18 protein-coding genes are annotated in these 20,673 nt (G+C 73.9%); 5 read left to right on the top strand and 13 right to left on the bottom strand.

Annotation, left to right across the window (positions count from 1 at the left end; all coding sequences use genetic code 11):
- Positions 1 to 26 precede the first annotated feature (26 nt).
- Complete coding sequence (locus ABZ354_RS20215) at positions 27 to 566, bottom strand: bacterial proteasome activator family protein (RefSeq protein ID WP_358658548.1); 540 nt, start codon at positions 564 to 566, stop codon at positions 27 to 29.
- Positions 567 to 680: 114 nt separating this feature from the next.
- Between ABZ354_RS20215 and ABZ354_RS20210 the strand changes: the two genes are divergently transcribed.
- Positions 681 to 1,406, top strand: a complete 726-nt coding sequence (locus tag ABZ354_RS20210) for a hypothetical protein (protein ID WP_358658546.1) — start codon at positions 681 to 683, stop codon at positions 1,404 to 1,406.
- 27 nt (positions 1,407 to 1,433) lie between these two features.
- Here the strand turns inward: ABZ354_RS20210 and ABZ354_RS20205 are convergent, their stop codons facing one another.
- Positions 1,434 to 2,414 carry an NAD(P)H-quinone oxidoreductase gene (locus tag ABZ354_RS20205; RefSeq protein WP_358658544.1) on the bottom strand — a complete coding sequence of 327 codons (981 nt, stop codon included), beginning with the start codon at positions 2,412 to 2,414 and terminating at the stop codon, positions 1,434 to 1,436.
- Between the two features lie 322 nt (positions 2,415 to 2,736).
- On the opposite strand from ABZ354_RS20205, the gene ABZ354_RS20200 reads away from it, so the two are divergent.
- Positions 2,737 to 3,879: an ATP-binding cassette domain-containing protein gene (locus tag ABZ354_RS20200; RefSeq protein WP_358658542.1), complete on the top strand. Its 1,143-nt coding sequence runs from the start codon at positions 2,737 to 2,739 to the stop codon at positions 3,877 to 3,879.
- A complete protein-coding gene (locus tag ABZ354_RS20195) occupies positions 3,876 to 4,724 on the top strand; it encodes an ABC transporter permease (RefSeq protein WP_358658540.1) in 849 nt (282 codons plus the stop codon). Before ABZ354_RS20200 ends, ABZ354_RS20195 begins: the two co-directional genes overlap by 4 nt.
- Before the next feature lie 80 nt (positions 4,725 to 4,804).
- Here ABZ354_RS20195 and ABZ354_RS20190 read toward each other — a convergent pair whose 3' ends face one another.
- The 6 genes from ABZ354_RS20190 to pdhA all read right to left on the bottom strand — a co-directional run bounded on the left by ABZ354_RS20190 (position 4,805) and on the right by pdhA (position 12,578).
- Positions 4,805 to 5,902, bottom strand: coding sequence for a potassium channel family protein (locus ABZ354_RS20190; RefSeq protein ID WP_358658539.1), 1,098 nt, complete (start codon positions 5,900 to 5,902; stop codon positions 4,805 to 4,807).
- Positions 5,899 to 7,362, bottom strand: a complete 1,464-nt coding sequence (locus tag ABZ354_RS20185; protein ID WP_358658537.1) for a molybdopterin molybdotransferase MoeA — start codon at positions 7,360 to 7,362, stop codon at positions 5,899 to 5,901. Before ABZ354_RS20185 ends, ABZ354_RS20190 begins: the two co-directional genes overlap by 4 nt.
- The gene (locus ABZ354_RS20180) at positions 7,359 to 8,351 is read right to left on the bottom strand and encodes an NTP transferase domain-containing protein (protein WP_358658535.1); all 993 of its coding nucleotides are present in this window, start codon (positions 8,349 to 8,351) and stop codon (positions 7,359 to 7,361) included. Before ABZ354_RS20180 ends, ABZ354_RS20185 begins: the two co-directional genes overlap by 4 nt.
- 602 nt (positions 8,352 to 8,953) lie before the next feature.
- Positions 8,954 to 10,420, bottom strand: a complete 1,467-nt coding sequence (locus tag ABZ354_RS20175) for a dihydrolipoamide acetyltransferase family protein (RefSeq protein ID WP_358658533.1) — start codon at positions 10,418 to 10,420, stop codon at positions 8,954 to 8,956.
- On the bottom strand, positions 10,420 to 11,424 hold the full coding sequence (locus tag ABZ354_RS20170; protein ID WP_358658531.1) for an alpha-ketoacid dehydrogenase subunit beta: 1,005 nt from the start codon (positions 11,422 to 11,424) through the stop codon (positions 10,420 to 10,422). The genes ABZ354_RS20175 and ABZ354_RS20170 overlap by 1 nt, the downstream gene beginning before the upstream one ends.
- Entirely contained in the window at positions 11,421 to 12,578 is a 1,158-nt protein-coding gene (pdhA, locus tag ABZ354_RS20165; protein WP_358658529.1) for a pyruvate dehydrogenase (acetyl-transferring) E1 component subunit alpha, read from the bottom strand. Before pdhA ends, ABZ354_RS20170 begins: the two co-directional genes overlap by 4 nt.
- Positions 12,579 to 12,750: 172 nt before the next feature.
- Between pdhA and ABZ354_RS20160 the strand changes: the two genes are divergently transcribed.
- Positions 12,751 to 13,251, top strand: a complete 501-nt coding sequence (locus tag ABZ354_RS20160) for an Lrp/AsnC family transcriptional regulator (protein ID WP_358658527.1) — start codon at positions 12,751 to 12,753, stop codon at positions 13,249 to 13,251.
- Positions 13,252 to 13,314: 63 nt separating this feature from the next.
- Here the strand turns inward: ABZ354_RS20160 and ABZ354_RS20155 are convergent, their stop codons facing one another.
- Both ABZ354_RS20155 and ABZ354_RS20150 read right to left on the bottom strand, forming a co-directional pair.
- A complete protein-coding gene (locus ABZ354_RS20155; protein WP_358658525.1) occupies positions 13,315 to 13,908 on the bottom strand; it encodes a TetR/AcrR family transcriptional regulator in 594 nt (197 codons plus the stop codon).
- Complete coding sequence (locus ABZ354_RS20150) at positions 13,905 to 15,419, bottom strand: 3-hydroxyacyl-CoA dehydrogenase (protein WP_358658523.1); 1,515 nt, start codon at positions 15,417 to 15,419, stop codon at positions 13,905 to 13,907. The genes ABZ354_RS20155 and ABZ354_RS20150 overlap by 4 nt, the downstream gene beginning before the upstream one ends.
- A gap of 161 nt (positions 15,420 to 15,580) precedes the next feature.
- Here ABZ354_RS20150 and paaN point away from each other — a divergent pair, with 161 nt between their 5' ends.
- Complete coding sequence (paaN, locus tag ABZ354_RS20145; protein WP_358658521.1) at positions 15,581 to 17,272, top strand: phenylacetic acid degradation protein PaaN; 1,692 nt, start codon at positions 15,581 to 15,583, stop codon at positions 17,270 to 17,272.
- A gap of 71 nt (positions 17,273 to 17,343) precedes the next feature.
- Here the strand turns inward: paaN and ABZ354_RS20140 are convergent, their stop codons facing one another.
- Genes ABZ354_RS20140 through ABZ354_RS20130 form a run of 3 tightly spaced genes read right to left on the bottom strand, consistent with a single transcriptional unit; the run spans position 17,344 to position 20,560 of the window.
- Positions 17,344 to 18,282, bottom strand: coding sequence for a TrmH family RNA methyltransferase (locus ABZ354_RS20140; RefSeq protein WP_358658519.1), 939 nt, complete (start codon positions 18,280 to 18,282; stop codon positions 17,344 to 17,346).
- Positions 18,279 to 19,499, bottom strand: coding sequence for an HTTM domain-containing protein (locus tag ABZ354_RS20135; protein ID WP_358658517.1), 1,221 nt, complete (start codon positions 19,497 to 19,499; stop codon positions 18,279 to 18,281). The genes ABZ354_RS20140 and ABZ354_RS20135 overlap by 4 nt, the downstream gene beginning before the upstream one ends.
- Complete coding sequence (locus ABZ354_RS20130) at positions 19,499 to 20,560, bottom strand: DUF5819 family protein (RefSeq protein ID WP_358658515.1); 1,062 nt, start codon at positions 20,558 to 20,560, stop codon at positions 19,499 to 19,501. The genes ABZ354_RS20135 and ABZ354_RS20130 overlap by 1 nt, the downstream gene beginning before the upstream one ends.
- Between the last annotated feature and the right edge of the window lie 113 nt (positions 20,561 to 20,673).

The raw sequence follows: 20,673 nt of genomic DNA, 5'->3' as shown, positions 1-20,673 counted from the left end.
GGCGTCGGGCCCCTTGTCGGTGTCTTCTACAGGTACGGTCCGCCCGAGCGGCCCATCGGGTGGTCTTCCTCGTCCTCGTGGACGGTGCCCGGGGGGAGAGCGCGGCGCATCTGCTCCAGTTGCGCGCGGGCCGCCATCTGCTGGGCGAACAGCGTGGTCTGGATGCCGTGGAAGAGGCCCTCCAGCCAGCCCACCAACTGGGCCTGCGCGATGCGCAGTTCCGCGTCGCTCGGGGTCGCCTCGTCCGTGAACGGCAGGGACAGCCGCTCCAGTTCCTCGACGAGCTCCGGTGCCAGGCCGTCCTCCAGCTCCTTGACCGAGCTGGAGTGGATCTCCTTCAGCCGGACCCGGCTGGCCTCGTCCAGGGGGGCCGCGCGCACCTCCTCCAGGAGCTGCTTGATCATGCTGCCGATGCGCATGACCTTTGCGGGCTGTTCCACCTGCTCCGTGACCGGGATCTCGCGGGAGTCCTCGTCTGCGGTGCCGCCGCCGAGCGACATGCCGTCCTGGCCGACCACCAGGATCTGCGGGTTCTCCGGCGACCTTTCGTTCCTCGGCATCTCCATGCCCCCATTGTCTCGCACCGGGCGCGCTGTCACGGCCATGCCCCCGAGGAACGTGATCAATCCGTTGGCGGGTCGCGGAATGCCGAGTATCACCGCCGATGTGACGCTTGTACGGTGACTTCCTGGCTGTGCATACTCCGGGCGGCGGCGGTGCTGGCCACCCTGACCGCAGGCGCGTGCGTGCTGCCGCACGGGTCGTACGGGCCCGGGGGCGTCGGCCTGTCCGTGGCGTACGGCGCCGAACCGTCCCCGTCCGCGTCTGTGTCCGCGTCGGACCCCGCGTCCGGCTCTGCGCCCGACGCGTCCGAGCCGTCCGGGGCGCACGGGGCGTCCCCGGCGTCCTCCCCTGCCCGGCCTGCGGCGACCTCCGGCGGTCTGCCCCTGATCACGGCCTCGGCCGCGCGCCCGGCCCCGTCCGCGTCGCCGCCCGCGTCACCGTCGCCGTCCCGGGCCGGGAGCGTCCCCGGCGAGGGGCGGCTGCGGCCGGGGCGGCACGGGGAGGGCGTCGAGGAACGGCGGGAGCCGCGGAAGGAAGGCGGTGCACGGCCCGGCCGCCCGGACCACAGCCCCGACCGCCCGGACCGCCCCGACCGCCCCGACGAGGGCGGCGTGTCCGGGGAGCCGGACGCCGGCGCCGTACCCGACGCGGAGGGGACTGCCCGGGACGCCCGGCCCGTGCCCTCGGGGGCCGGGCGGGCGACGGGCGACGCCTCGCCGCGGGCCGTCGGCCGGCGGGGTGTCGGCCCGCCGCTGCGCATCCTGCCGCTGGGCAGTGGGCTCGTCCTCATCGGCCTCGGCCTGGGGCTCGCCTTCTTCGGCCTGCGCCTGCGGCGTGTCTAGTGCCGGCGCCCGCCCGGCCGTCCGGTGCTACGGCGTGAGCAGCAGCACCTTGCCGACGTGGCCGCTCTCCTCCACGACCCGGTGGGCGGCGGCAGCGTCCGGCATCGGGAGTTCGCGGTCGACGACGGGGCGTACCTGGCCCGCCTCGATCAACGGCCAGACGTGTTCCCGTACGGCCGCCACGATCGCCGTCTTCTCCTCCGGGGGGCGGGCGCGCAGCGAGGCCGCGCTGATGGCGGCACGCTTGCCGAGCAGCGCGGCGATGTTCAGCTCGCCCTTGATGCCGCCCTGCATGCCGATGATCGCGAGGCGGCCGTTGAGGGCGAGGGTCCGGATGTTGCGGTCCAGGTACTTGGCGCCCATGTTGTCGAGGACGACGTCGGCGCCCGCCCCGTCCGTGGCCTTCTTGACCTCGTCGACGAAGTCCTGCTCCCGGTAGTGGACCAGGATGTCCGCGCCGAGACGGGCGCACTCCTGCAGTTTCTCCGGTGTGCCCGCCGTGACGGCGACCCTGGCGCCGACGGCCTTGGCCAGCTGGATCGCCATGGTGCCGATGCCGCTGGAGCCGCCGTGCACGAGCAGTGTCTCGCCCGGACGCAGATGGGCCGCCATGAAGACGTTCGACCAGACCGTGCAGACCACCTCGGGCAGCGCGGCGGCCTGCGTCAGGCCGACCCCTCGGGGCACGGGCAGCAGCTGGCCAGCGGGGACGGCGGCCTTCTCGGCGTAGCCGCCGCCGGAGAGCAGGGCGCACACCTCGTCACCGACGGCCCACCCGGCCACGCCGGTGCCGATCGCGGTGATCCGCCCGGAGCACTCGAGGCCCGGGTAGGGGGACGCGCCCGGCGGCGGGTCGTAGAAGCCCTGCCGCTGCAGGATGTCGGCCCGGTTGACGGCGCTTGCCGCCACCTCGACCAGGACCTCGCCCTCGCCGGGCACCGGGTCGGGGACCTCGTCCCACACCAGCGCCTCGGGCCCTCCGGGTTCGGGAATCGTGATCGCATGCATGGAAGGGACGCTACCCCTCGCTCCTGCCGGCCCCACGTCCCGCCGTGCCGCCCCACGTCTCCGCACCGCCGCGCCTGGGTGCGGTTTCCGCTCGCGGCCTTCCCCGCCGCGCCGCCGCACCGTGCCGCCGCCCCCGTACGCCGGGCCGCTCGCGCCGCCGCGTGCCCGCCACCGGCCGTGCGGCCGCTCCGCCTCGCCGGGTCCGCTGCCGCGGTCACGCCCGGCCCGGCGTCCTGCCGTGAGGTGCTCGTGCGGGAGCGATGAGTTCGCGTGCCGGGGAGAGTCTCACTCCCCGTAGCTTCAGCGCGGAAGGACCCACAGCATGAGCAGACAGACGTCCGGCCCGGCCATCGAGACGGCTGGCCTGGTGAAGACATTCGGTGAGACCCGGGCCGTCGACGGTGTGGACCTGTCCGTGCCGGCCGGCACGGTCTACGGAGTCCTCGGGCCGAACGGCGCCGGCAAGACCACCACGGTGAAGATGCTCGCCACCCTCCTGCGGCCCGACGGCGGCCAGGCCCATGTCTTCGGACACGACATCGTGCGCGAGGCGGACGAGGTACGCGCCCGGGTCAGCCTCACCGGGCAGTACGCGTCCGTGGACGAGGACCTCACCGGTACCGAGAACCTGGTGCTGCTGGGCCGGCTCCTCGGCCACCACAAGAAGGCCGCGCGGGAGCGTGCCGCGCAGTTGCTGGAGGCCTTCGGGCTGTCGGAGGCGGCGGCCAAGCAGGTCAAGCACTACTCGGGCGGCATGCGGCGGCGTATCGACATCGCCGCGTCCATCCTGAACACCCCCGACCTGCTCTTCCTCGACGAGCCGACGACCGGGCTCGACCCGCGCAGCCGCAACCAGGTGTGGGACATCGTCCGGGCGGTGGTCGCCCAGGGCACGACCGTGCTGCTCACCACGCAGTACCTGGACGAGGCCGACCAGCTGGCCTCCCGGATCGCCGTCATCGACCACGGCAAGGTCATCGCGGAGGGCACGAAGGGCGAGCTGAAGGCGTCCGTCGGCGCGGGGAGCGTCCATCTGCGGCTGCGGGACGCCCGGCAGCGGGAGCTCGCGGCGGACATCCTGCTGCGTGCCCTGGACGCGCACGTGCAGCCCGAGCCCGATCCGCTGGCGCTGACCGCCCGGCTGGGCTCGGCGACGGGTCGGGACACCGCGGCCGGGCAGGCCGCCCGCGCGCTCGCCGAGCTGGCCCGCGCGGGCGTCACCGTCGACAACTTCTCGCTGGGACAGCCCAGCCTGGACGAGGTGTTCCTCGCCCTCACCGGACACGACACCCGGGACGCCCACGAACCAGAGGGCACCCGCGGCACCCCTGACGCCCACGAGTGCCACGGCACCCCTCACACCCCTGACGTCCACAAGACCCACGAAGCCCACCAGGCTCACGAGGCCGGCGAGGCCCGCGACGGGCAGGGCACCCGCGAACCGAAGGACGAGGTGGCGGTATGAGCACCGCGACGATCCCCGAGACCACCGAGCTCGCACCGGTCAGCGCCGAGTCGCTCACCGCGCTGCTCGTCGGCACGGAGCGTCCGCCGCGGCCCAGCGCGCTCTCGGCGTCGCTGACCTTCGGCTGGCGGGCCATGCTGAAGATCAAGCACGTGCCGGAGCAGTTGTTCGACGTCACCGCGTTCCCGATCATGATGGTGGTGATGTACACGTACCTGTTCGGCGGGGCGCTGGCCGGGTCGCCGGAGGAGTACATCCAGTTCCTGCTGCCGGGCATCCTCGTGATGTCGGTCGTGATGATCACCATGTACACCGGCGTGTCGGTGAACACGGACATCGAGAAGGGCGTCTTCGACCGCTTCCGCAGCCTGCCGATCTGGCGGCCCTCCACGATGGTCGGCTACCTGCTCGGCGACGCACTGCGGTACGCCATCGCGTCCGTCGTCATGCTCACCGTCGGCATCGTCCTCGGCTACCGGCCCGACGGCGGTGCGGGCGGCGTACTCGCCGGGGTCGGGCTGCTGATCGTCTTCTCGTTCGCGTTCTCGTGGATCTGGACGATGTTCGGGCTGATGCTGCGCACCGAGAAGTCGGTCATGGGCGTCAGCATGATGGTGATCTTCCCGCTCACCTTCCTGTCCAACGTCTTCGTGGACCCGAGGACCATGCCGGGCTGGCTGCAGGCCTTCGTCGACAACAGCCCCGTCACCCATCTCGCGTCCGCGGTGCGCGGCCTGATGGCGGGCGACCGGCCGACGGCCGAGGTCGCCTGGACGCTGGGCTGGGCAGCCCTGCTCGTGCTGGTCTTCGGACCGGTCACGATGCGCCTGTACAACCGCAAGTAGCGGGTGGCAAGGCGGCCCCGCCCGCCGCCCGCCGCCTCCACGCACCGGTGCGCCGGATCCGTACGAATGGACCCCTCGAGTCAGTCCTGTGGCAGCGGCCGGGCGTCCGGCGTGACCTGCGAGCCGGGCGTCGCGCGCACGATGGTGATGAGCCGGTCCGTCAACTGCACCGTCCCGACGGCCGGATCGTCGTAGCCGAGCACCCGATGGCCGCGGAGAACGCTCAGCACCAGGCCGTCGAGCTGCCGCGGGGTCTTGCCCACCTCGGCCTTTATGGCCGGGCGTTCGACGATGTCGAGCCCGCTGCCCTGCTGGATGAGGTCCTCTATCACCATGCCGGCGGCGGGGCTCAGCACGGACAGGCCCAGCAGCCGGCCGGCGGCGCTGGCGCTGGTGATGACCGCGTCGGCGCCGGACTGCTTCAGCAGCGGCGCGTTCTCCTCCTCGCGCACCGCGGCCACGATCTTGGCGCCGCGGTTCATCTGCCGTGCCGTCAGCGTCACCAGGACCGCCGTGTCGTCCCGCTGGGTGGCGATGATGATCTGCCGCGCCCGGTGCACCTCCGCCCGGCGCAGGACGTCGCTGCGCGTCGCGTCACCCACGACACCCGCGTAGCCGTACGCACTCGCCGCTTCGATCGCCTTGGCGGCGGGGTCGACCACGACGACCTGATCCTTCTTCAGGCCCGTCGCACACACGGTCTGGATCGCCGACCTGCCCTTGGTGCCGAAGCCGACGACGACGGTGTGATCGCGCAAGGTGGACCTCCAGCGGTTCAGTCGCCATTCCTCCCGAGTGCGCTCGGTGAGGGCCTCGAGCGTGGTGCCGACCAGGATGATCAGGAACAGCACGCGCAGCGGCGTGATGACGAAGATGTTGGTGAGCCGGGCCGTGTCGCTCACGGGTGCGATGTCGCCGTACCCGGTCGTGGAGAGCGTGACGGTCGCGTAGTAGAAGGAGTCGAGGAGATCGACGGAGTCGTCGGAGTTGTCGCCGTAACCGTCGTGGTCCAGGTAGACGAGCAACGCGGTCACCACGAGGACCACCAGGGCCATGGACAGCCGCTTGAGGACCTGGCGGATGGGGTGTTCCACCATCTGCCGCGGGAGGCGCACGCGGTGGGTCACGAACTGTTCGTCCGCCTGGCGGGCGATTGCATCCTGGCCCGGAAGTTTCACGTGAAACACACTCCGATTCCGCCGGACGCCCAGGGCAGGTCGAGCACTTCCGTCTCCTGACCCGACCGCGCACCGCCGGGCGGTACGACCGCCAGGGCGTCGGCCGCCGCGACGCCGCGCAGCATGGCCGGTCCGTTGTAGTGCAGCGGCACGGTGTGGTCACCGCGCAGGACGACGGGAACGAGCCGGGTGTCGTGGGGGTGCCCGTGGACCGCGTCCCCGAGCGGCAGCCTGTACGGCTCCGGAACCGGCCGGGCCGCCAGGGTCCGCAGCAGCGGCTCGGCCAGGGTGAGCAGTCCGGACACGGCCGCCAGCGGGTTGCCGGGCAGGCCGACGAGGTGCCGGCCGTCGCCGAGGCGGGCCAGCAGCATGGGGTGGCCGGGGCGCACCCGGACGCCGTCCACGAGGAGTTCGGCGCCGATACGACGCAGGGTGGGGTGGACGTGGTCGACGGGGCCCGCGGCGGTGCCGCCGGTGGTGACGACGACGTCGACATCCGGGGCGGCGCTCGGTGCGGTGCCCGACGCGGTGTCCGACGCGGTGTCCTGCGCGACGCGCGGTGCGGCGTCCGGTGCGGTGAGGGCGTGGTGCAGCGCGTCGGCGTCGTCCCCGAGCCGTCGGACGGCGACGACGTCGGCGCCGAGCGCCCGCAGCCAGGGCGGCAGCAGGGGGCCGAGGGCATCACGGATCAGGCCGTCGTGCGGCAGCCCTTGGGTCAGCAGCTCGTCGCCGAGGACGAGGACCTCGACGCGCGGACGGCGTACGGCGGTCAGTGTGTCGTATCCGGCGGCGGCGGCCAGGCCGAGGACGGCCGGGGTGATGAGCGTTCCGGCGGACAGCAGGCGGTCGCCGTCCCGGCACTCCTGGCCACGGGAGCGGATGTCCTGGCCGTGCAGGACGCGGCGGGTGGCGTACAGGGCGCCCCTGGCGTCGGTACGGCCGTGTTCGGAGCGCAGGACGGCGGTGGTGTCGGGCGGGACGCGGGCGCCGGTCGCGATGCGCACGGCCTCGCCGTCGGTGAGCGGCTCGCGCGTCGCGTGCCCGGCGAGGACGCCCTCTTCGCGTACGTCCCAGGGGCCGGGACCGGCGACGGCCCAGCCGTCCATCGCGGACGTGTCGAAGGACGGCAGGTCGGTGAGGGCGGTGAGGGGCGTGGCCAGCGTCAGGCCGAGCGCGGCGTCGAGCGGGACGGAGACGGGGGCAGGGCGGGAGCCGAGGTGCGGGGCGCGGGCGGCGAGCGCACGGGCCTCGGCCCAGGGGGTGACGTGGTGCCGGGGCGCGGGCCGTCCGCCGGGGGCGGACGGTGTGGCGGGCGAGCCGGACGTACCGGGATCGGCCGACGTGCGCGGCGGTTCGTGGCCGCCGCCGTCCTTCGCGAGGGCGAGCGCCTCCTCGACGTCGAAGTCGTCGGCGTCCTGGCCGTCCCGGGTGTGTCCGTCCCGGGTGCCGTGCGCGGTCATCCGGCGTCGGGCCGGGCGTCGTCGGGGGCGGTTTCGCCGGCACCGGATTCGTGGGCGGGTGCGCTGCCCGCGTTCCCCTTGTCGTCCGGGGCGGCCCGACCGGTTTCGTCCGCCCAGCGGGCCGCGAGCGCCACCGCCTTGCGGGCCGCCTCGGCGACGGCTCCCGGGCCGCCGCCCGACTGCGCCGCGGCGTAGCCGACGAGGAAGGTGGTGAGCGGTGCGGCGGGCCTGGCCACGCCGTGGGCGGCGTCACGGGCCAGGTCGAGCAGGGCGCCGGTGTCGACGTCCAGGTCGAGGCCCAGCTCGTCCTTGACTGCGGAGATCCATTCGTCCAACACGTGCTCATGCTCCCTGATGCGTGACCTGGCAGTGGCGACGTCGTCCCAGGTGTCGCAGTCGAAGGACGCTACAGGGTCCGGGACGCGGGTGAGGTGGAGGCCCCCGGTGAGTCGGCGCAGGGGCAGTCCGGCGAGGCCGCCGTGCCGGGCGGTGAGCGCGGCGAGGTCCCGGCGCAGCACGGCCGACCGGTACGCGGCGACGAGCGGCTGGTCGCGGCCGTCGGCGTCCGTGAGCAGCGCGCCGTCGGCGGAGCCCGCCCGCGCCGCGGCGAGCAGGCGTCCCACCGCGGCCGGGGCGAGGAACGGCAGGTCGGCGGAGAGCACCAGGACGTGGTCGGCGCCGGTGTGGCGGAGCCCGGCGTCGAGGGCGGCGAGCGGACCGCCGCCGGGCGGCTCCTCGCGGGCCCAGGACACCGGCCGGGCCGTGGGCCGGGGGGCGGCGACCACGACCGTGGTGCGGGCGTCGGCGCAGGCGGTCAGCACGCGGTCGAGCAGCGCCCGTCCGCCCACCCGCAGACCCGGCTTGTCGGCACCGCCGAGCCGCCGCGCGGCACCACCGGCCAGCACGACTGCGTCGTACGCGGCGGTGTCCGTCCGCGGCGCGGGGCGGGTACCGGCGCCGGGGTCACCGGGGGGCTCGTAGGCGGTCACCCCCCGAGTATGGGCGCCGGAAGGATCATTGCCACCCCCTGTCCGCAACATGCGGAGGCGCGTGCCGCGCGGCGGTCGATGCGAGGGGCCCGCGGAAAGCTGGGCACGAGGCGGCGCGAAGGGCTGGGCCCGAAGCCGGGCGAAGGGCGCAGGTGCGCACCTCCCGCCCAGCCTGAAGCTGGGGGAAGGGCTGGGCGCGCACCTCCCGCCGAAACGCAGCACACGCCGCCCAACCGCACCGCCCGCCGGAACGCAGCACGCACCTCCAACGGAACGCAGCACGCACCTCCCGCCGAAACGCAGCACACGCCGCCCGCCGTGGGACCAGCGCCAACCACGTCGTGGGAGCGGGCACGCCCCCCACCGCGGGAGCGGTGCGCCCCCGGCCGGCGGCGCACACCACCCCACACGGGAGCGGCGCCCCACACCCCCGCGCACGCCACCCGCCGTCGAGACAGCGCCGCACGGGAGAGCGGGGCGGGCGCCCCCCGTGGTGAGGCAGTGCGCCGTGGTGAGGCAGTGCGCCCCGGGAGAGCGGACCGCCCCCGTCGGGACAGCGCCCCCGGTGGGAGCGGGTGCGCGCCCGCTCCCCTCGCCTCACCTCACAGCGTGCGCAGCAGCACCGTCGGCTGTTCCACGCAGTCCGCCACGTATCGCAGGAAGCCGCCCGCCGTGCCTCCGTCGCAGACCCGGTGGTCGAAGGTGAGTGAGAGCTGGACGACCTGCCGCACCGCCAGCTCGCCCTCGTGCACCCACGGCCTGGGGACGATACGGCCGACGCCGAGCATGGCGGCCTCGGGGTGGTTGATGATCGGCGTGGAACCGTCGACGCCGAACACCCCGTAGTTGTTCAGCGTGAACGTGCCGCCGGTGAGGTCGCCCGGCGTCAGGGTCCCCGCACGGGCGGCCCCGGTCAGCCTGGCGAACTCCGCGGTCAGCGACTCGGCGTCCCGCGCGTGCGCGTCCCGGACGACCGGTACGACGAGGCCGCGGTCCGTCTGCGCGGCGAAGCCGAGGTGCACATGGTCGAACCGGACGACTTCCCTGGCCGCCGTGTCCACCGTGGAGTTGAGCTCCGGGAAGCGGGCCAGCGCGGCGGTGCAGATCCGTGCCAGCAGCGCGACCAGGGAGATCTTCGGCCCACCCGTGGCGTTCATCGCGGTCCGCGCGCGCATCAGCTCCGTGGCGTCGGCGTCCACCCAGCACGTCGCGTCCGGGATCTCGCGCCGGCTGCGGCTCAGCTTGTCGGCGACCGCGCCCCGGACCCCCTTGAGCGGGGTACGGACGCCACCGGCCGCGGAGACGGTAACCGGCGCGGGGGCCTGCGCGGACGGCACGCGCGCGAGCGGCTCGGCCGACGGCTGCGCCCGGCGCTCCTGACCGGCGGCGGCCCGCAGCGCGTACTCCACGTCCGCCCGCAGGATCAGCCCGTCGGGTCCGGAACCGGTCAGCTCCCGGAGGTCCAGCCCGTTCTCCCGGGCCAGCCGGCGGACCAGCGGGGAGATCACCGGCACGGGACCTTCGGGCCTGCCGGCGGTGACCCTGTCGGCGGTAACCCCGGCCTGCCCGTCCGGCTGCCCGTTCACCTGCCCGTCCGGCTGCCCGGACACGGCGGGCGCGGCGGGCGCCGGCTGCCCCGGCCGTACCCTCCGCCTGCGCGCCGGTGCCTCCGACGTGCCGTACCCGACCAGCACGTTGCCCGAGCCGGACCCGCCCCCGGCTGCCGCGCCCGAGGACCGTGCCCCGGAGTCCGGCGCCGTCGGCCTCGACGCGGCCGACGAGCCCGGGGGGCCCGCGTCCGCGGCCCCCCGGGCCGCGGCGGGCGCGCCCACGGCGACCGTCAGCAGCGGGGCCCCGACGGGCAGTTCGGTGCCCTCCTCGCCGAAGCGGGCGGTGACCACACCCCCGTACGGGCAGGGCACCTCGACCATCGCCTTGGCCGTCTCGACCTCCACGACCGGCTGGTCGATCGCGACGACGTCGCCGACCTCCACGAGCCAGCGCACGATCTCCGCCTCGGTGAGCCCCTCACCGAGGTCGGGCAGCCTGAACTCCAGCACCTGTGCCATCAGCCCTCGGCCTCCCACTGCAGACGCCCCACGGCGTCGAGGATCCGGTCCACACCGGGCAGGTGGTGGCGCTCCAGCATCGGCGGCGGGTACGGGACGTCGAACCCGGCGACACGCAGCACCGGCGCCTCCAGGTGGTGGAAGCAGCGCTCGGTGACCCGGGCCGCGATCTCCCCGCCCGGTCCCCCGAAGGAACCCGACTCGTGGACGACGACCGCGCGTCCCGTCCGCCGCACCGAGGCGCACACCGTCGCGTCGTCGAAGGGCACGAGCGAGCGCAGATCGACGACTTCGAGGTCCCAGCCCTCGGCCCGGGCGGCCTCGGCCGCCTCCATGCAGACGGGCACGGACGGTCCGTACGTGATGAGCGTGGCGCTGCGCCCCGGACGCCGCACCACGGCACGCCCGATGGGCTCGACGGGTGTCGGCTCCTGCGGGTTCCAGGAGTCCTTCGACCAGTACAGCCGCTTGGGCTCCAGGAAGACGACCGGGTCGTCGGAGGCGATCGAGGCGCGCAGCAGGCCGTAGGCGTCGGCGACGGTCGCGGGCATGACGACATGGAGCCCCGGAGTCGCCATGTAGTACGCCTCGGACGAGTCGCTGTGGTGCTCGACTCCGCCGATGCCGCCGCCGTAGGGCACGCGGATGGTGAGCGGGAGCGGCATGGCGCCGCGGGTGCGGTTGCGCATCTTCGTCACGTGCGAGACCAGCTGCTCGAACGCCGGGTAGGCGAACGCGTCGAACTGCATCTCCACGACCGGCCGCAGCCCGTACATCGCCATGCCGACGGCCGCGCCGAGAATGCCCGCCTCGGCGAGCGGGGTGTCCGTGCAGCGGTCCTCGCCGAACTCCTCGGCCAGGCCGTCGGTCACCCGGAAGACACCGCCGAGGGTGCCGACGTCCTCGCCCATGACGTGCACGGTGGGGTCGGCGGCCATCGCGTCGCGCATCGCGCGGGTGAGGGCCTGCGCCATGGTGGCCGGCTTGACGGCGACGGTCGTCATCGACGCTCCCCCTCCGGCTCGGCCCCTTCCGACTCGGCCTCGGCCGCCAGCTCGGCGCGCAGCATGGCCTGCTGCTCGCGCAGTTGGGTGGTCGGCTCGGCGTAGACGTGGGCGAACAGGTCCATCGGGTCGAGCGCCGGGTCCTGGTTCATCCGCTCGCGCAGGTCGGCCGCCATCTCCTCGGCGGCGTCCCGCGCGGCGCGCACCCCGGCGTCGTCCAGCAGGCCGCGGTCGGTCAACTCCCGCTCCAGCAGCCGGATCGGGTCGTGCTCGCGCCAGGTCTCCACCTCGGCGTCGCCGCGGTAGCGGGTCGCGTCGTCGGCGTTGGTGTGCGCCTCCACGCGGTACGTCACCGCCTCCACGAGGGTGGGTCCGCCGCCCGCTCGCGCGCGCCGTACGGCGTCGGCGAGGACCTCGTGCACGGCCGCGGCGTCGTTGCCGTCGACGAGCCGGCCGGGCATGCCGTAGCCGACGGCCTTGTGGGCCAGCGACGGGGCCGCGGTCTGCTTGGCGAGCGGCACGGAGATCGCGAAGCCGTTGTTCTGGACGAGGAAGACGACCGGGGCCTGCCAGACGGCCGCGAAGTTCAGCGCCTCGTGGAAGTCGCCCTCGCTGGTGCCGCCGTCGCCGACCATGGCCAGCGCGACCACGTCGTCGCCCTTGAGGCGGGCCGCGTGGGCGAGTCCGACGGCGTGCGGCAACTGGGTGGCCAGCGGTGTGCTCAGGGGGGCGACGCGGTGCTCGTAGGGGTCGTAGCCGGTGTGCCAGTCGCCGCGCAGCAGGGTGAGCGCCGCGACGGGGTCCACGCCGCGTGCCACGACCGCGAGGGTGTCGCGGTAGCTCGGGAAGAGCCAGTCGCGGTCCTCCAGCACGAGCGCGGCGGCGACCTCACAGGCCTCCTGGCCGGTGCTGGACGGGTAGACGGCGAGGCGGCCCTGCCGGGTGAGGGCGGTCGCCTGCGTGTTGTACCGGCGGCCGCGCACCAGCTCCGCGTACAGCCTGCGCAGCAGGTCCGGGTCGGCCTGCTCGGCCGACCCGGTACCGAGGACGCGGTGGGGCTGGGCGTCGGGCAGCAGCGGCGCGGGGTCCGTGCGGGGCTGCCAGGCGGGCGGCGGGGACGGCCGGTAGGCACCCCGCTGCTCCATGACCGTCATGACGGCACCTCCTGGTGGGAGCGGCTGGAGGCGCGGCATCTGTGACGCGCCTCACCTACCGATTGTTCGGTCGTCGGCACATTTTGGCTACAGGCGGGCCAAGGCTGTGGACAAACGGTTCTGCACGACCTCAAATGGACGCAGTACGTCCATGGTGGAGAGGCGGGGGGAGATGGCATCTGAACAAATGGCCGAGGGGGCGGACCCGGGCGGCCGGCTCCCGCCGCCGCGCCCCCTGGACTCCATAGACCAGGACATCCTGAGGATGCTCCAGGCGGACGGCCGCGCCTCGATACGGTCGGTCGCCGAACGGGTGCACGTCTCGCGCGCGAACGCCTACGCGCGCATCAACCGGCTCGTCGAGGACGGCGTGATCCGCGGCTTCGGCGCACGCGTGGACCACCAGCGGGCGGGCCACGGCACATCGGCGTACATCACGCTGAAGATCGACCAGAACTCCTGGCGCATCGTGCGCGAACAGCTCAGACAGCTGCCCGGGGCCTCCCACATCGCACTGATGGGCGGCGACTTCGACGTGCTGCTCATGGTGCACGTCGCCGACAACAGGGCCCTGCGCGAGCTCGTGCTCACCCGGCTGCAGGCGATCCCGGAGGTGCTCAGTACGCGCACACTGCTGGTCTTCGAGGAAGAGGACCTGGAACCTCCGGCCTGATCCCGGCGGCCCGGCGGCCCGTCGTCCGTGCGCCTCCAGGGGCCTTCCTTGGGAGGCCCTGCGTCAGGCCCCGTCCTTGCGCAGCCCGCCGAACACCAGCCGCACCACCGCGTCGGCGACTTCGCGCTCCCCCATGCCGCGCACCTCGGGCCGGTACCACTCCACGATCGAGTTGATCATGCCGAAGACGAGCCGGGTCGCGAGGCGCACCTCCATGTCGCCGCGCACCTCGCCGTCGGCCGCCGCGGCCTTCAGCAGCGCGGCGACCCGGTGGTCGAACTCGCGGCGCCGCTCCAGCGCCCACCGCTCGGTCGCGGTGTTCCCGCGCACCCGCAGCAGCAGCGTCACGTACGGCAGTTCGCCGAGGAGCACCTCGACCATGCGCCGTACGACGTACTGCAGGCGGTCGGCGGCGTGCCCCTCGCGCGCGTGCGGCTCGTCCAGGATGCCGAACAGGCCGTCCAGGGCGCGGCTGACGGCCCGGCGCAGCAGCTCCTCCTTGCCCGAGACGTGGTGGTAGATCGAGGACTTGGAGATGCCGGCGGCCCTGGACAGGTGCTCCATGGACGTGCCGTCGTAGCCGCGCTCGTTGAACACCCGCACGGCGACGGTCAGCAGGGTCTCCGGCGTGTACGTGTCGCGCCGCGCGGAGGTCACGAGCCGCCCTCCCGCTTGTCGGAGGCGTACGCGTGCCGGTACAGCGCGAGGGACGGCGCGTAGCGGCCGCCGGGGTCGCGCAGATGCAGGTCGTCCAGCAGCGCGTACGCCCAGTTGCGGCCGAGCCGCTGGCTCCATTCGAAGGGGCCGAGGGGGTAGTTGACGCCGAGCTGCATCGCGGTGTCGACGTCCTCCTCGGTGGCGACGCCCTTGGCCACGGCGTCGTGCGCCAGGTCGATGATCCGCGCGACCGTACGGGCGACGATCATGCCGGGGACGTCACCGATGAGGCTGACCTTCTTGCCGAGCGCCTGGAACAGGCCGGTGGCCTCGGCGAGCGTGCGCGGCGAGGTGTCCTGGGACGCGGACAGGGCGATACGGGTGGCGCGGCGGTAGTCGAGGGCGAGGTCGAAGTAGACGACGTCGCGGAACTCCACGGAGGTCTGCCCGTCGGCGAGGACCAGCTGGCCGCCGCTCGGCAGGACGAGCCGGGTGCCGTGGTCCTCGTCCTCCTCACGGACCGGGATGCCCGCCTCCCGGATCAGTGCGAGCAGGTCGGACGCCGGGCCCAGGTCGCCCTCGGCGACGACGTAGGCGGGCGGCCCCGCCGGTTCGGCGGTGTGCGGTTCGGGGCGCTCGGCGCCGTCCCGGTGGTCGTACCAGCCCCGGCCGGTCTTGCGGCCGAGCCTGCCGGACTCCACGAGCCGCCGCTGCGCCAGCGACGGCGAGAAGCGCGCGTCCTGGAAGAAGGCCTCCCACACCGAGCGCGTGACGGACTCGTTGACGTCCTGCCCGATGAGGTCGGTCAGCTCGAAGGCGCCCATCCGGAAGCCGCCGGACTCGCGCAGCACCGCGTCGATGGTGGCGGGGTCGGCGGCCTGCGCCTCGTACACCGCGAACGCCTCGGCGTAGAAGGGCCGGGCTATGCGGTTCACGATGAAGCCGGGGGTGTCCGCGCAGGCGACGGGCGCCTTGCCCCAGGCGCCGGCCAGCTCGTAGGCGCGCGTGGCCGACGTGACGTCGGTGGCGAACCCGGAGACCACCTCGACCAGCGGCAGCAGGGGCGCCGGGTTGAAGAAGTGCAGGCCGACGAAGCGGCCGGGGTTGGCGAGGGCGGCGCCGATGGCGGTGACGGACAGCGAGGAGGTGTTGGTGGCGAGGAGGCAGTCGTCGGCGACGATGGCCTCCAGCTCGGCGAAGAGCCGCTGCTTCACGTCGAGGCGCTCGACCACCGCCTCGACGACCAGGGCGCAGTCCGCGAGGTCGGTGAGGGACTCCGCGGGCAGCAGCCGCTCGCGCGCGGCGTCCCGGTCGGCGCCGCTGAGCCGGTTCTTCTCGACGAGCCGGTCGAGGCGGGCGCCGATCGCGTCGGCCGCTTCCCGGGCGCGGCCGGGCGCGGTGTCGTGGAGCCGGACGGGGTGTCCCGCGACCAGCGCGACCTGGGCGATGCCCTGGCCCATGGTGCCGGTGCCGACGACGGCCACGGGGCTGCTGAGGTCGAGTGCTGTCATGAGCGCGATCCTCCCGCACGAGGTTTTCCACGGATGCGGCAGGCCCCCTTGTCCCGACCGATCGTTCGGTTACTCTAACTCTGACCGCCCGTTCCCGCCCACGTTTCTGTCCAGGTCCGTGAGCTCGACGACGAGTTCCTGAGACGAGGAGTTGGTCCCGCATGGCCGCCGAACTGACCGCGCACGACCTGATCGCCAGGCACCGGCCCACCCTCGACCAGGCGCTGGAAGCCATCCGCACGCGCGCCTACTGGTCACCGCACCCCGAGCACCCCAAGGCCTACGGCGAGGGCGGCAGCCTGGACATGGCCGCGGGCAAGGCCGCCTTCGACGCCCTGCTGGGCACCCGCGTCGACCTCGGCCAGCCCGGCACGGACGACTGGGTGGGCGGCGAGGTCTCCCCGTACGGCATCGAGCTGGGCGTGAGGTACCCGCACGCGGACGTCGACGTGCTGCTGCCCGCCATGAAGGCCGGGATGCGGGCCTGGCGGGACGCCGGTGCCGAGGTGCGCGCGATGGTGTGCCTGGAGATCCTCGGGCGGATCAGCGACCGGACGCACGAGTTCGCGCACGCGGTCATGCACACGTCCGGGCAGGCCTTCATGATGGCGTTCCAGGCGGGCGGCCCGCACGCGCAGGACCGCGGCATGGAGGCCGTGGCGTACGCGTACGCCGAGCAGGTCCGCACGCCCGGCACGGCCGAGTGGAGCAAGCCGCAGGGCAAGCGCGACCCGCTCGCGATGACCAAGCGGTTCACGCCGGTCCCGCGCGGCATCGGCCTGGTGATCGGCTGCAACACCTTCCCCACGTGGAACGGCTACCCGGGCCTGTTCGCCTCCCTGGCCACGGGCAACGCGGTCCTGGTCAAGCCCCACCCGCGCGCGGTGCTGCCGCTCGCGCTCACCGTGCGGGTCGCGCGCGACGTGCTCGCCGAGGCCGGCTTCGACCCGAACCTGGTCGCGCTGACCGCCGAGCGGCCCGGCGAGGGCATCGCCAAGACCCTCGCGACCCGCCCCGAGATCCGGATCATCGACTACACGGGCTCCACGGTCTTCGGCGACTGGCTGGAGACCCACGCCCGCCAGGCCCAGGTGTACACGGAGAAGGCCGGCGTCAACACGGTGATCGTGGAGTCGGCCGGCGACTACAAGGGCATGCTCGCCAACCTGGCGTTCTCCCTGTCGCTCTACAGCGGCCAGATGTGCACCACCCCGCAGAACCTGCTGATCCCGCGCGACGGCATCACCACGGACCAGGGCCCCAAGTCCTACGACGAGGTGGTCGCCGACCTCGCCAAGGCGGTGGACGGCCTGCTCGGCGACGACGCCCGGGCCAACGCTCTGCTCGGCGCGATCGTCAACCCGGACGTCAAGGCCCGCCTGGAGGCCGCCGCGGGGCTCGGCGAGGTCGCGCTCGCCTCCCGCGAGATCGCCAACCCGGACTTCCCGGGCGCGGTGGTCCGCACGCCGGTGATCGTGAAGCTGGACGGCGCGAAGCCGGACGCCGAGGCCGCCTATATGAGCGAGTGCTTCGGACCGGTCGCCTTCGCCGTCGCGGTCGACTCGGCGGCCGACGCGGTGGAGCTGCTGCGGCGCACGATCCGCGAGAAGGGCGCCATGACGGTCGGCGCGTACACCACCGACGCCCAGGTCGAGGAGGCCGTCGAGGAGGTCTGCCTCGACGAGGCCGCCCAGCTGTCCCTCAACCTCACCGGCGGGGTGTACGTCAACCAGACGGCCGCCTTCTCCGACTTCCACGGCTCGGGCGGCAACCCGGCGGCCAACGCGGCGCTGTGCGACGGGGCGTTCGTCGCGAACCGCTTCCGCGTGGTGGAGGTGCGCCGGGACGCGTGACCAGCCACGTGACCCGGTGAAGTCCCCTGCGGACGGAGGCGGGGGCGCGGGCGGGGCGGGGGCGTGACGGCTTACGCCGGCGTGTCCCCGGTCGCGCTCGCCGCGCCGGTGGCGGTGGCCGGTCCGGGCGCCGTGGCCGGCCCGGTCGCGCTCGCCGCGCCGCCGTCTCCGCCTCCCGTACCCGTCCATCTGCCGCCCGCGCCGGCGCCCGCGCTCCAGTGGTACAGCGTCATGGCCACACTGGTCGCGAGGTTGTAGCTGGAGACCTGGGGGCGCATCGGCAGGGCCACCAGGTGGTCGGCACGGGCGCGGAGTCCGGCCGACAGGCCGCTGCGTTCCGAGCCGAACGCGAGCAGCGCGTCGTCCGGCAGCAGCACCCCGCGGATGTCCTCACCCTCGGGGTCGAGGGCGAAGACGGGCCCCGGAGGCAGTTCCGAGGCCGTCAGCCGCTCCACGGCCGTCGCGAAGTGCAGTCCCGCCCCGCCGCGCACCACCGTGGGGTGCCAGGGGTCGAGGGTGCCGGTGGTGACCACGCCGGTCGCGCCGAAACCGGCGGCCAGCCGGATCACGGCCCCCGCGTTCCCCAGGTTCCGCGGGTTGTCGAGGACCACCACGGGCGTCGCCCGGGGCAGGTGCGCCAGCGCCGCGAGGTGCGCCTCGCGGGACGGCCGTACGGCCAGGGCTGCCACGGCGGTCGGATGCGGGCGCGGGACCAGCGTCCGGTACGTCGCTTCCGGCACCTCGGTGAGCAGGCCGTCGAGCACGGCCAGGACGTCCGGCGCGAGCTCCTCCGCGAGCGCCAGCGCGGCGGACCGGTCGGCGGTGACCGCCACGGGCACCTCGGCCCCGAACCGCACGGCGTGCTTGAGGGCGTGGAAGCCGTCGAGCAGCACGGCGGTGCCGGCGAGCCGGTGCCAGACCGGCAGCGGACCGCGCTGGTGACCGGGGTGACCGGGGACACCAGCGTGGCCGGAGATACCAGAGTGGCCGGGGTGGCCGGGGTCGGTCATGCCGGGAAGCCTACGTGCGGCTGCTCGGCCTTCTCCCCCGCCTGCCGGGCGCGCTGGGGCGGCAGGGGCGCACGGCGGCCGCGCCGCACGGCCCGCCCCCGCGCGCGGGACGCCCAGTCGCCGAGGCGGCGCAGGAACGGTGTCGGCAGGAACACCGCGTCGGCCGCGATCATCGCCAGCGAGAAGAACGGCAGCCCGAGCACGACGGCGATCACGGCGTGCTCGGTCATCATCGCCACCAGCAGGACGTTCTTCACGCGCCGGTTGATCAGCGTGAACGGGAAGGCGACCTGCACGATCACCGTCCCGTACGTCACCACCAGCAGCATCGTGGCGCCGGCGGTCAGCAGGTCGCCGAGAGCCGGCCAGGGCGAGAAGTACTCCAGGTGCAGCGGGTAGTACACGGCGGTGCCGTCCTGCCAGCGCGAGCCCTGGATCTTGTACCAGCCGGCCGTGGCGTAGATCAGACAGGCCTCGGCCATGATCACGAGCAGGGCGCCGTTGTGCACGATGTTGCCGACGGCGTCCAGCATCATCCGCGGCTGGCCGCTCGGGGACCGCTGCCCGACCAGCCACCACACGCCCAGCGCCGGCCACACGCCCCACATGAGGACCGGCACCACGGGATCACCGTCGAGTTTGCCCGCCAGGGTCAGGGCGATCAGCGCGAAGCCGAGCACGCACCACAGCACGGGCCCGGTCCGGTCCACGACCCGCTCGCCCCGCGCGTGTGCGGCCCGCGCGCGCCGCTCCCGCCGCTCGTCCAGCGACCACACCTGGGCGCAGCGCGTGAACACCAGGTAGATCGACATCAGGTGCAGGACGTTGTCGCCGCCGTCGCCCACGAAGATGCTGCGGTTCTGCAGCGACAGCACACCGATCATGAACAGCACCGACATGGTGCGGGTCCGCCAGCCGAGCAGCAGCAGCACACTGGTCAGCACGCCGAACGCGTAGACCGCCTCGAACCACACCCGGCCGTCGGACCACATCAGCGCGGTGAACGCGCCGTTCGCCCCGATCAGCTGCTGGGCCAGCTCCCAGGACCAGGGGCCGTCGGGTCCGTACAGCTCGTGCCGGTGCGGCAGTTCGCGCAGCAGGAACAGCAGCCAGGTCAGGCTGAACCCGATCCGGACGATCGCCGTCTGGTAGGGGGCGAGGGCGACGCCGGTGACGCGGGCGATGCCGCGGGAGAAGTACAGCGCGAGACGGTTCATCACCGCACGCTCCCCTCGACCACGGCGGCGGTACGGAGAGCGGCGTCGCCGTGGGGCTCGGCGGCGGCGTCGGTGTCGGTGTCAGTGTCGGTGTCGGTGTCGGTGGAGACCGGCCACCAGGGCAGTACCCGGTAGGCCGCCTTGTCCGAGACCCGTTCCCCCGACCAGTCGGGCGGTGGCACGTTGGTGGTCCGGGAGCGGACCTGGATCCGGTCGACGGTGCCGCCCGGTCCTGCCACGTCCGCGCGGTCGAGACGCAGCGTCACGATGCGCAGCAGATACGACTCGGACAGCGCGCCGCGCATACCCACGGCGCGGTTGTCGCTGCCGTGCGTGGCGGTGAAGAAGTCCCAGGCCCGGCGCAGCTCGTTCTGCTGGGTGTGGCTCGGCAGCAGGTTGCGGTCGATGGCGCGGCCGTCCTGCGCGGACAGGTCGTACCAGCCGGTGGTCCGGGTTCCGCCGTCGCCCGTACGCAGCTCGGCACGGACCTGGACGGCGATGTTCTGCTGCAGCGGGTTCGGAGCGAACAGCTTCCAGTTCTGCTCGAACTCGGGGTAGATCCAGTCGTCGATGGCCTGCCCGTGCTGCTTGGTGACGACGTTCGCGGGCGCGACGTGCAGGAAGGACATGCCCAGGTGGACGCAGACGGCGATCGCGACGACGGCGAGCGCCAGCGCCACGCCTATCTGGTGGCGCGGCGAGAGGGTGGTGATGTCGGTGGGGGGCGGGGGCGGGGGCTCCTCGGGCGTCGGCGGTGCGTCACCCGCGGCGAGGTCCGGCTCGCCGCCCTCGGAACGGGGCGCGGTGCCGCCCCGGCCGGGCGCGGCGTCGCCGGAACCGGATGCGCTGTCCCCGGAGCCGGGCGCTGCGTCGCCGGAACCGGATGCGTTGTCCCCGGAACCGGGCGCTGCGCCGCCGGAACGGGGCGCCTCGCCCGGTGCGTCCGGGGAGGCCGGGGAGGATGTCGGTGCCGGCGACGGCTCCGGGGCGGGTGGGGGCTGCGAGGCCGGCGAGCCGGGCCCGTGCCGGCCGTCGTCCGTGCCTCCGTCGTACGCGTCCATTCCGCCCCGTTCCCCGATGGTGACCGGTACGTCGGTCCGTCGGTCCGTCAGTCGTTCCGTCCGCCCGGTCGCGGCGCCGGCCCCGCGGGCCGTGACGCATCGCCGGTGTCCGC

The organism is Streptomyces sp. NPDC005925, from assembly GCF_040638805.1.
GTDB lineage: Bacteria > Actinomycetota > Actinomycetes > Streptomycetales > Streptomycetaceae > Streptomyces.
Note: the sequence above shows the minus strand (reverse complement) of the source record. Positions and strands in the feature narration are given on the sequence as shown.

Coding starts and splice junctions, on each gene's coding strand:
- pdhA (WP_358658529.1), bottom strand. CDS start 12,578: ATGACGGTCATGGAGCAGCGGGGTGCCTACCGGCCGTCCCCGCCGCCC.
- ABZ354_RS20130 (WP_358658515.1), bottom strand. CDS start 20,560: ATGGACGCGTACGACGGAGGCACGGACGACGGCCGGCACGGGCCCGGC.
- ABZ354_RS20175 (WP_358658533.1), bottom strand. CDS start 10,420: ATGGCACAGGTGCTGGAGTTCAGGCTGCCCGACCTCGGTGAGGGGCTC.
- ABZ354_RS20135 (WP_358658517.1), bottom strand. CDS start 19,499: ATGAACCGTCTCGCGCTGTACTTCTCCCGCGGCATCGCCCGCGTCACC.
- ABZ354_RS20215 (WP_358658548.1), bottom strand. CDS start 566: ATGGAGATGCCGAGGAACGAAAGGTCGCCGGAGAACCCGCAGATCCTG.
- ABZ354_RS20205 (WP_358658544.1), bottom strand. CDS start 2,414: ATGCATGCGATCACGATTCCCGAACCCGGAGGGCCCGAGGCGCTGGTG.
- ABZ354_RS20140 (WP_358658519.1), bottom strand. CDS start 18,282: ATGACCGACCCCGGCCACCCCGGCCACTCTGGTATCTCCGGCCACGCT.
- ABZ354_RS20160 (WP_358658527.1), top strand. CDS start 12,751: ATGGCATCTGAACAAATGGCCGAGGGGGCGGACCCGGGCGGCCGGCTC.
- ABZ354_RS20170 (WP_358658531.1), bottom strand. CDS start 11,424: ATGACGACCGTCGCCGTCAAGCCGGCCACCATGGCGCAGGCCCTCACC.
- ABZ354_RS20150 (WP_358658523.1), bottom strand. CDS start 15,419: ATGACAGCACTCGACCTCAGCAGCCCCGTGGCCGTCGTCGGCACCGGC.
- ABZ354_RS20200 (WP_358658542.1), top strand. CDS start 2,737: ATGAGCAGACAGACGTCCGGCCCGGCCATCGAGACGGCTGGCCTGGTG.
- ABZ354_RS20195 (WP_358658540.1), top strand. CDS start 3,876: ATGAGCACCGCGACGATCCCCGAGACCACCGAGCTCGCACCGGTCAGC.
- ABZ354_RS20185 (WP_358658537.1), bottom strand. CDS start 7,362: ATGACCGCGCACGGCACCCGGGACGGACACACCCGGGACGGCCAGGAC.
- paaN (WP_358658521.1), top strand. CDS start 15,581: ATGGCCGCCGAACTGACCGCGCACGACCTGATCGCCAGGCACCGGCCC.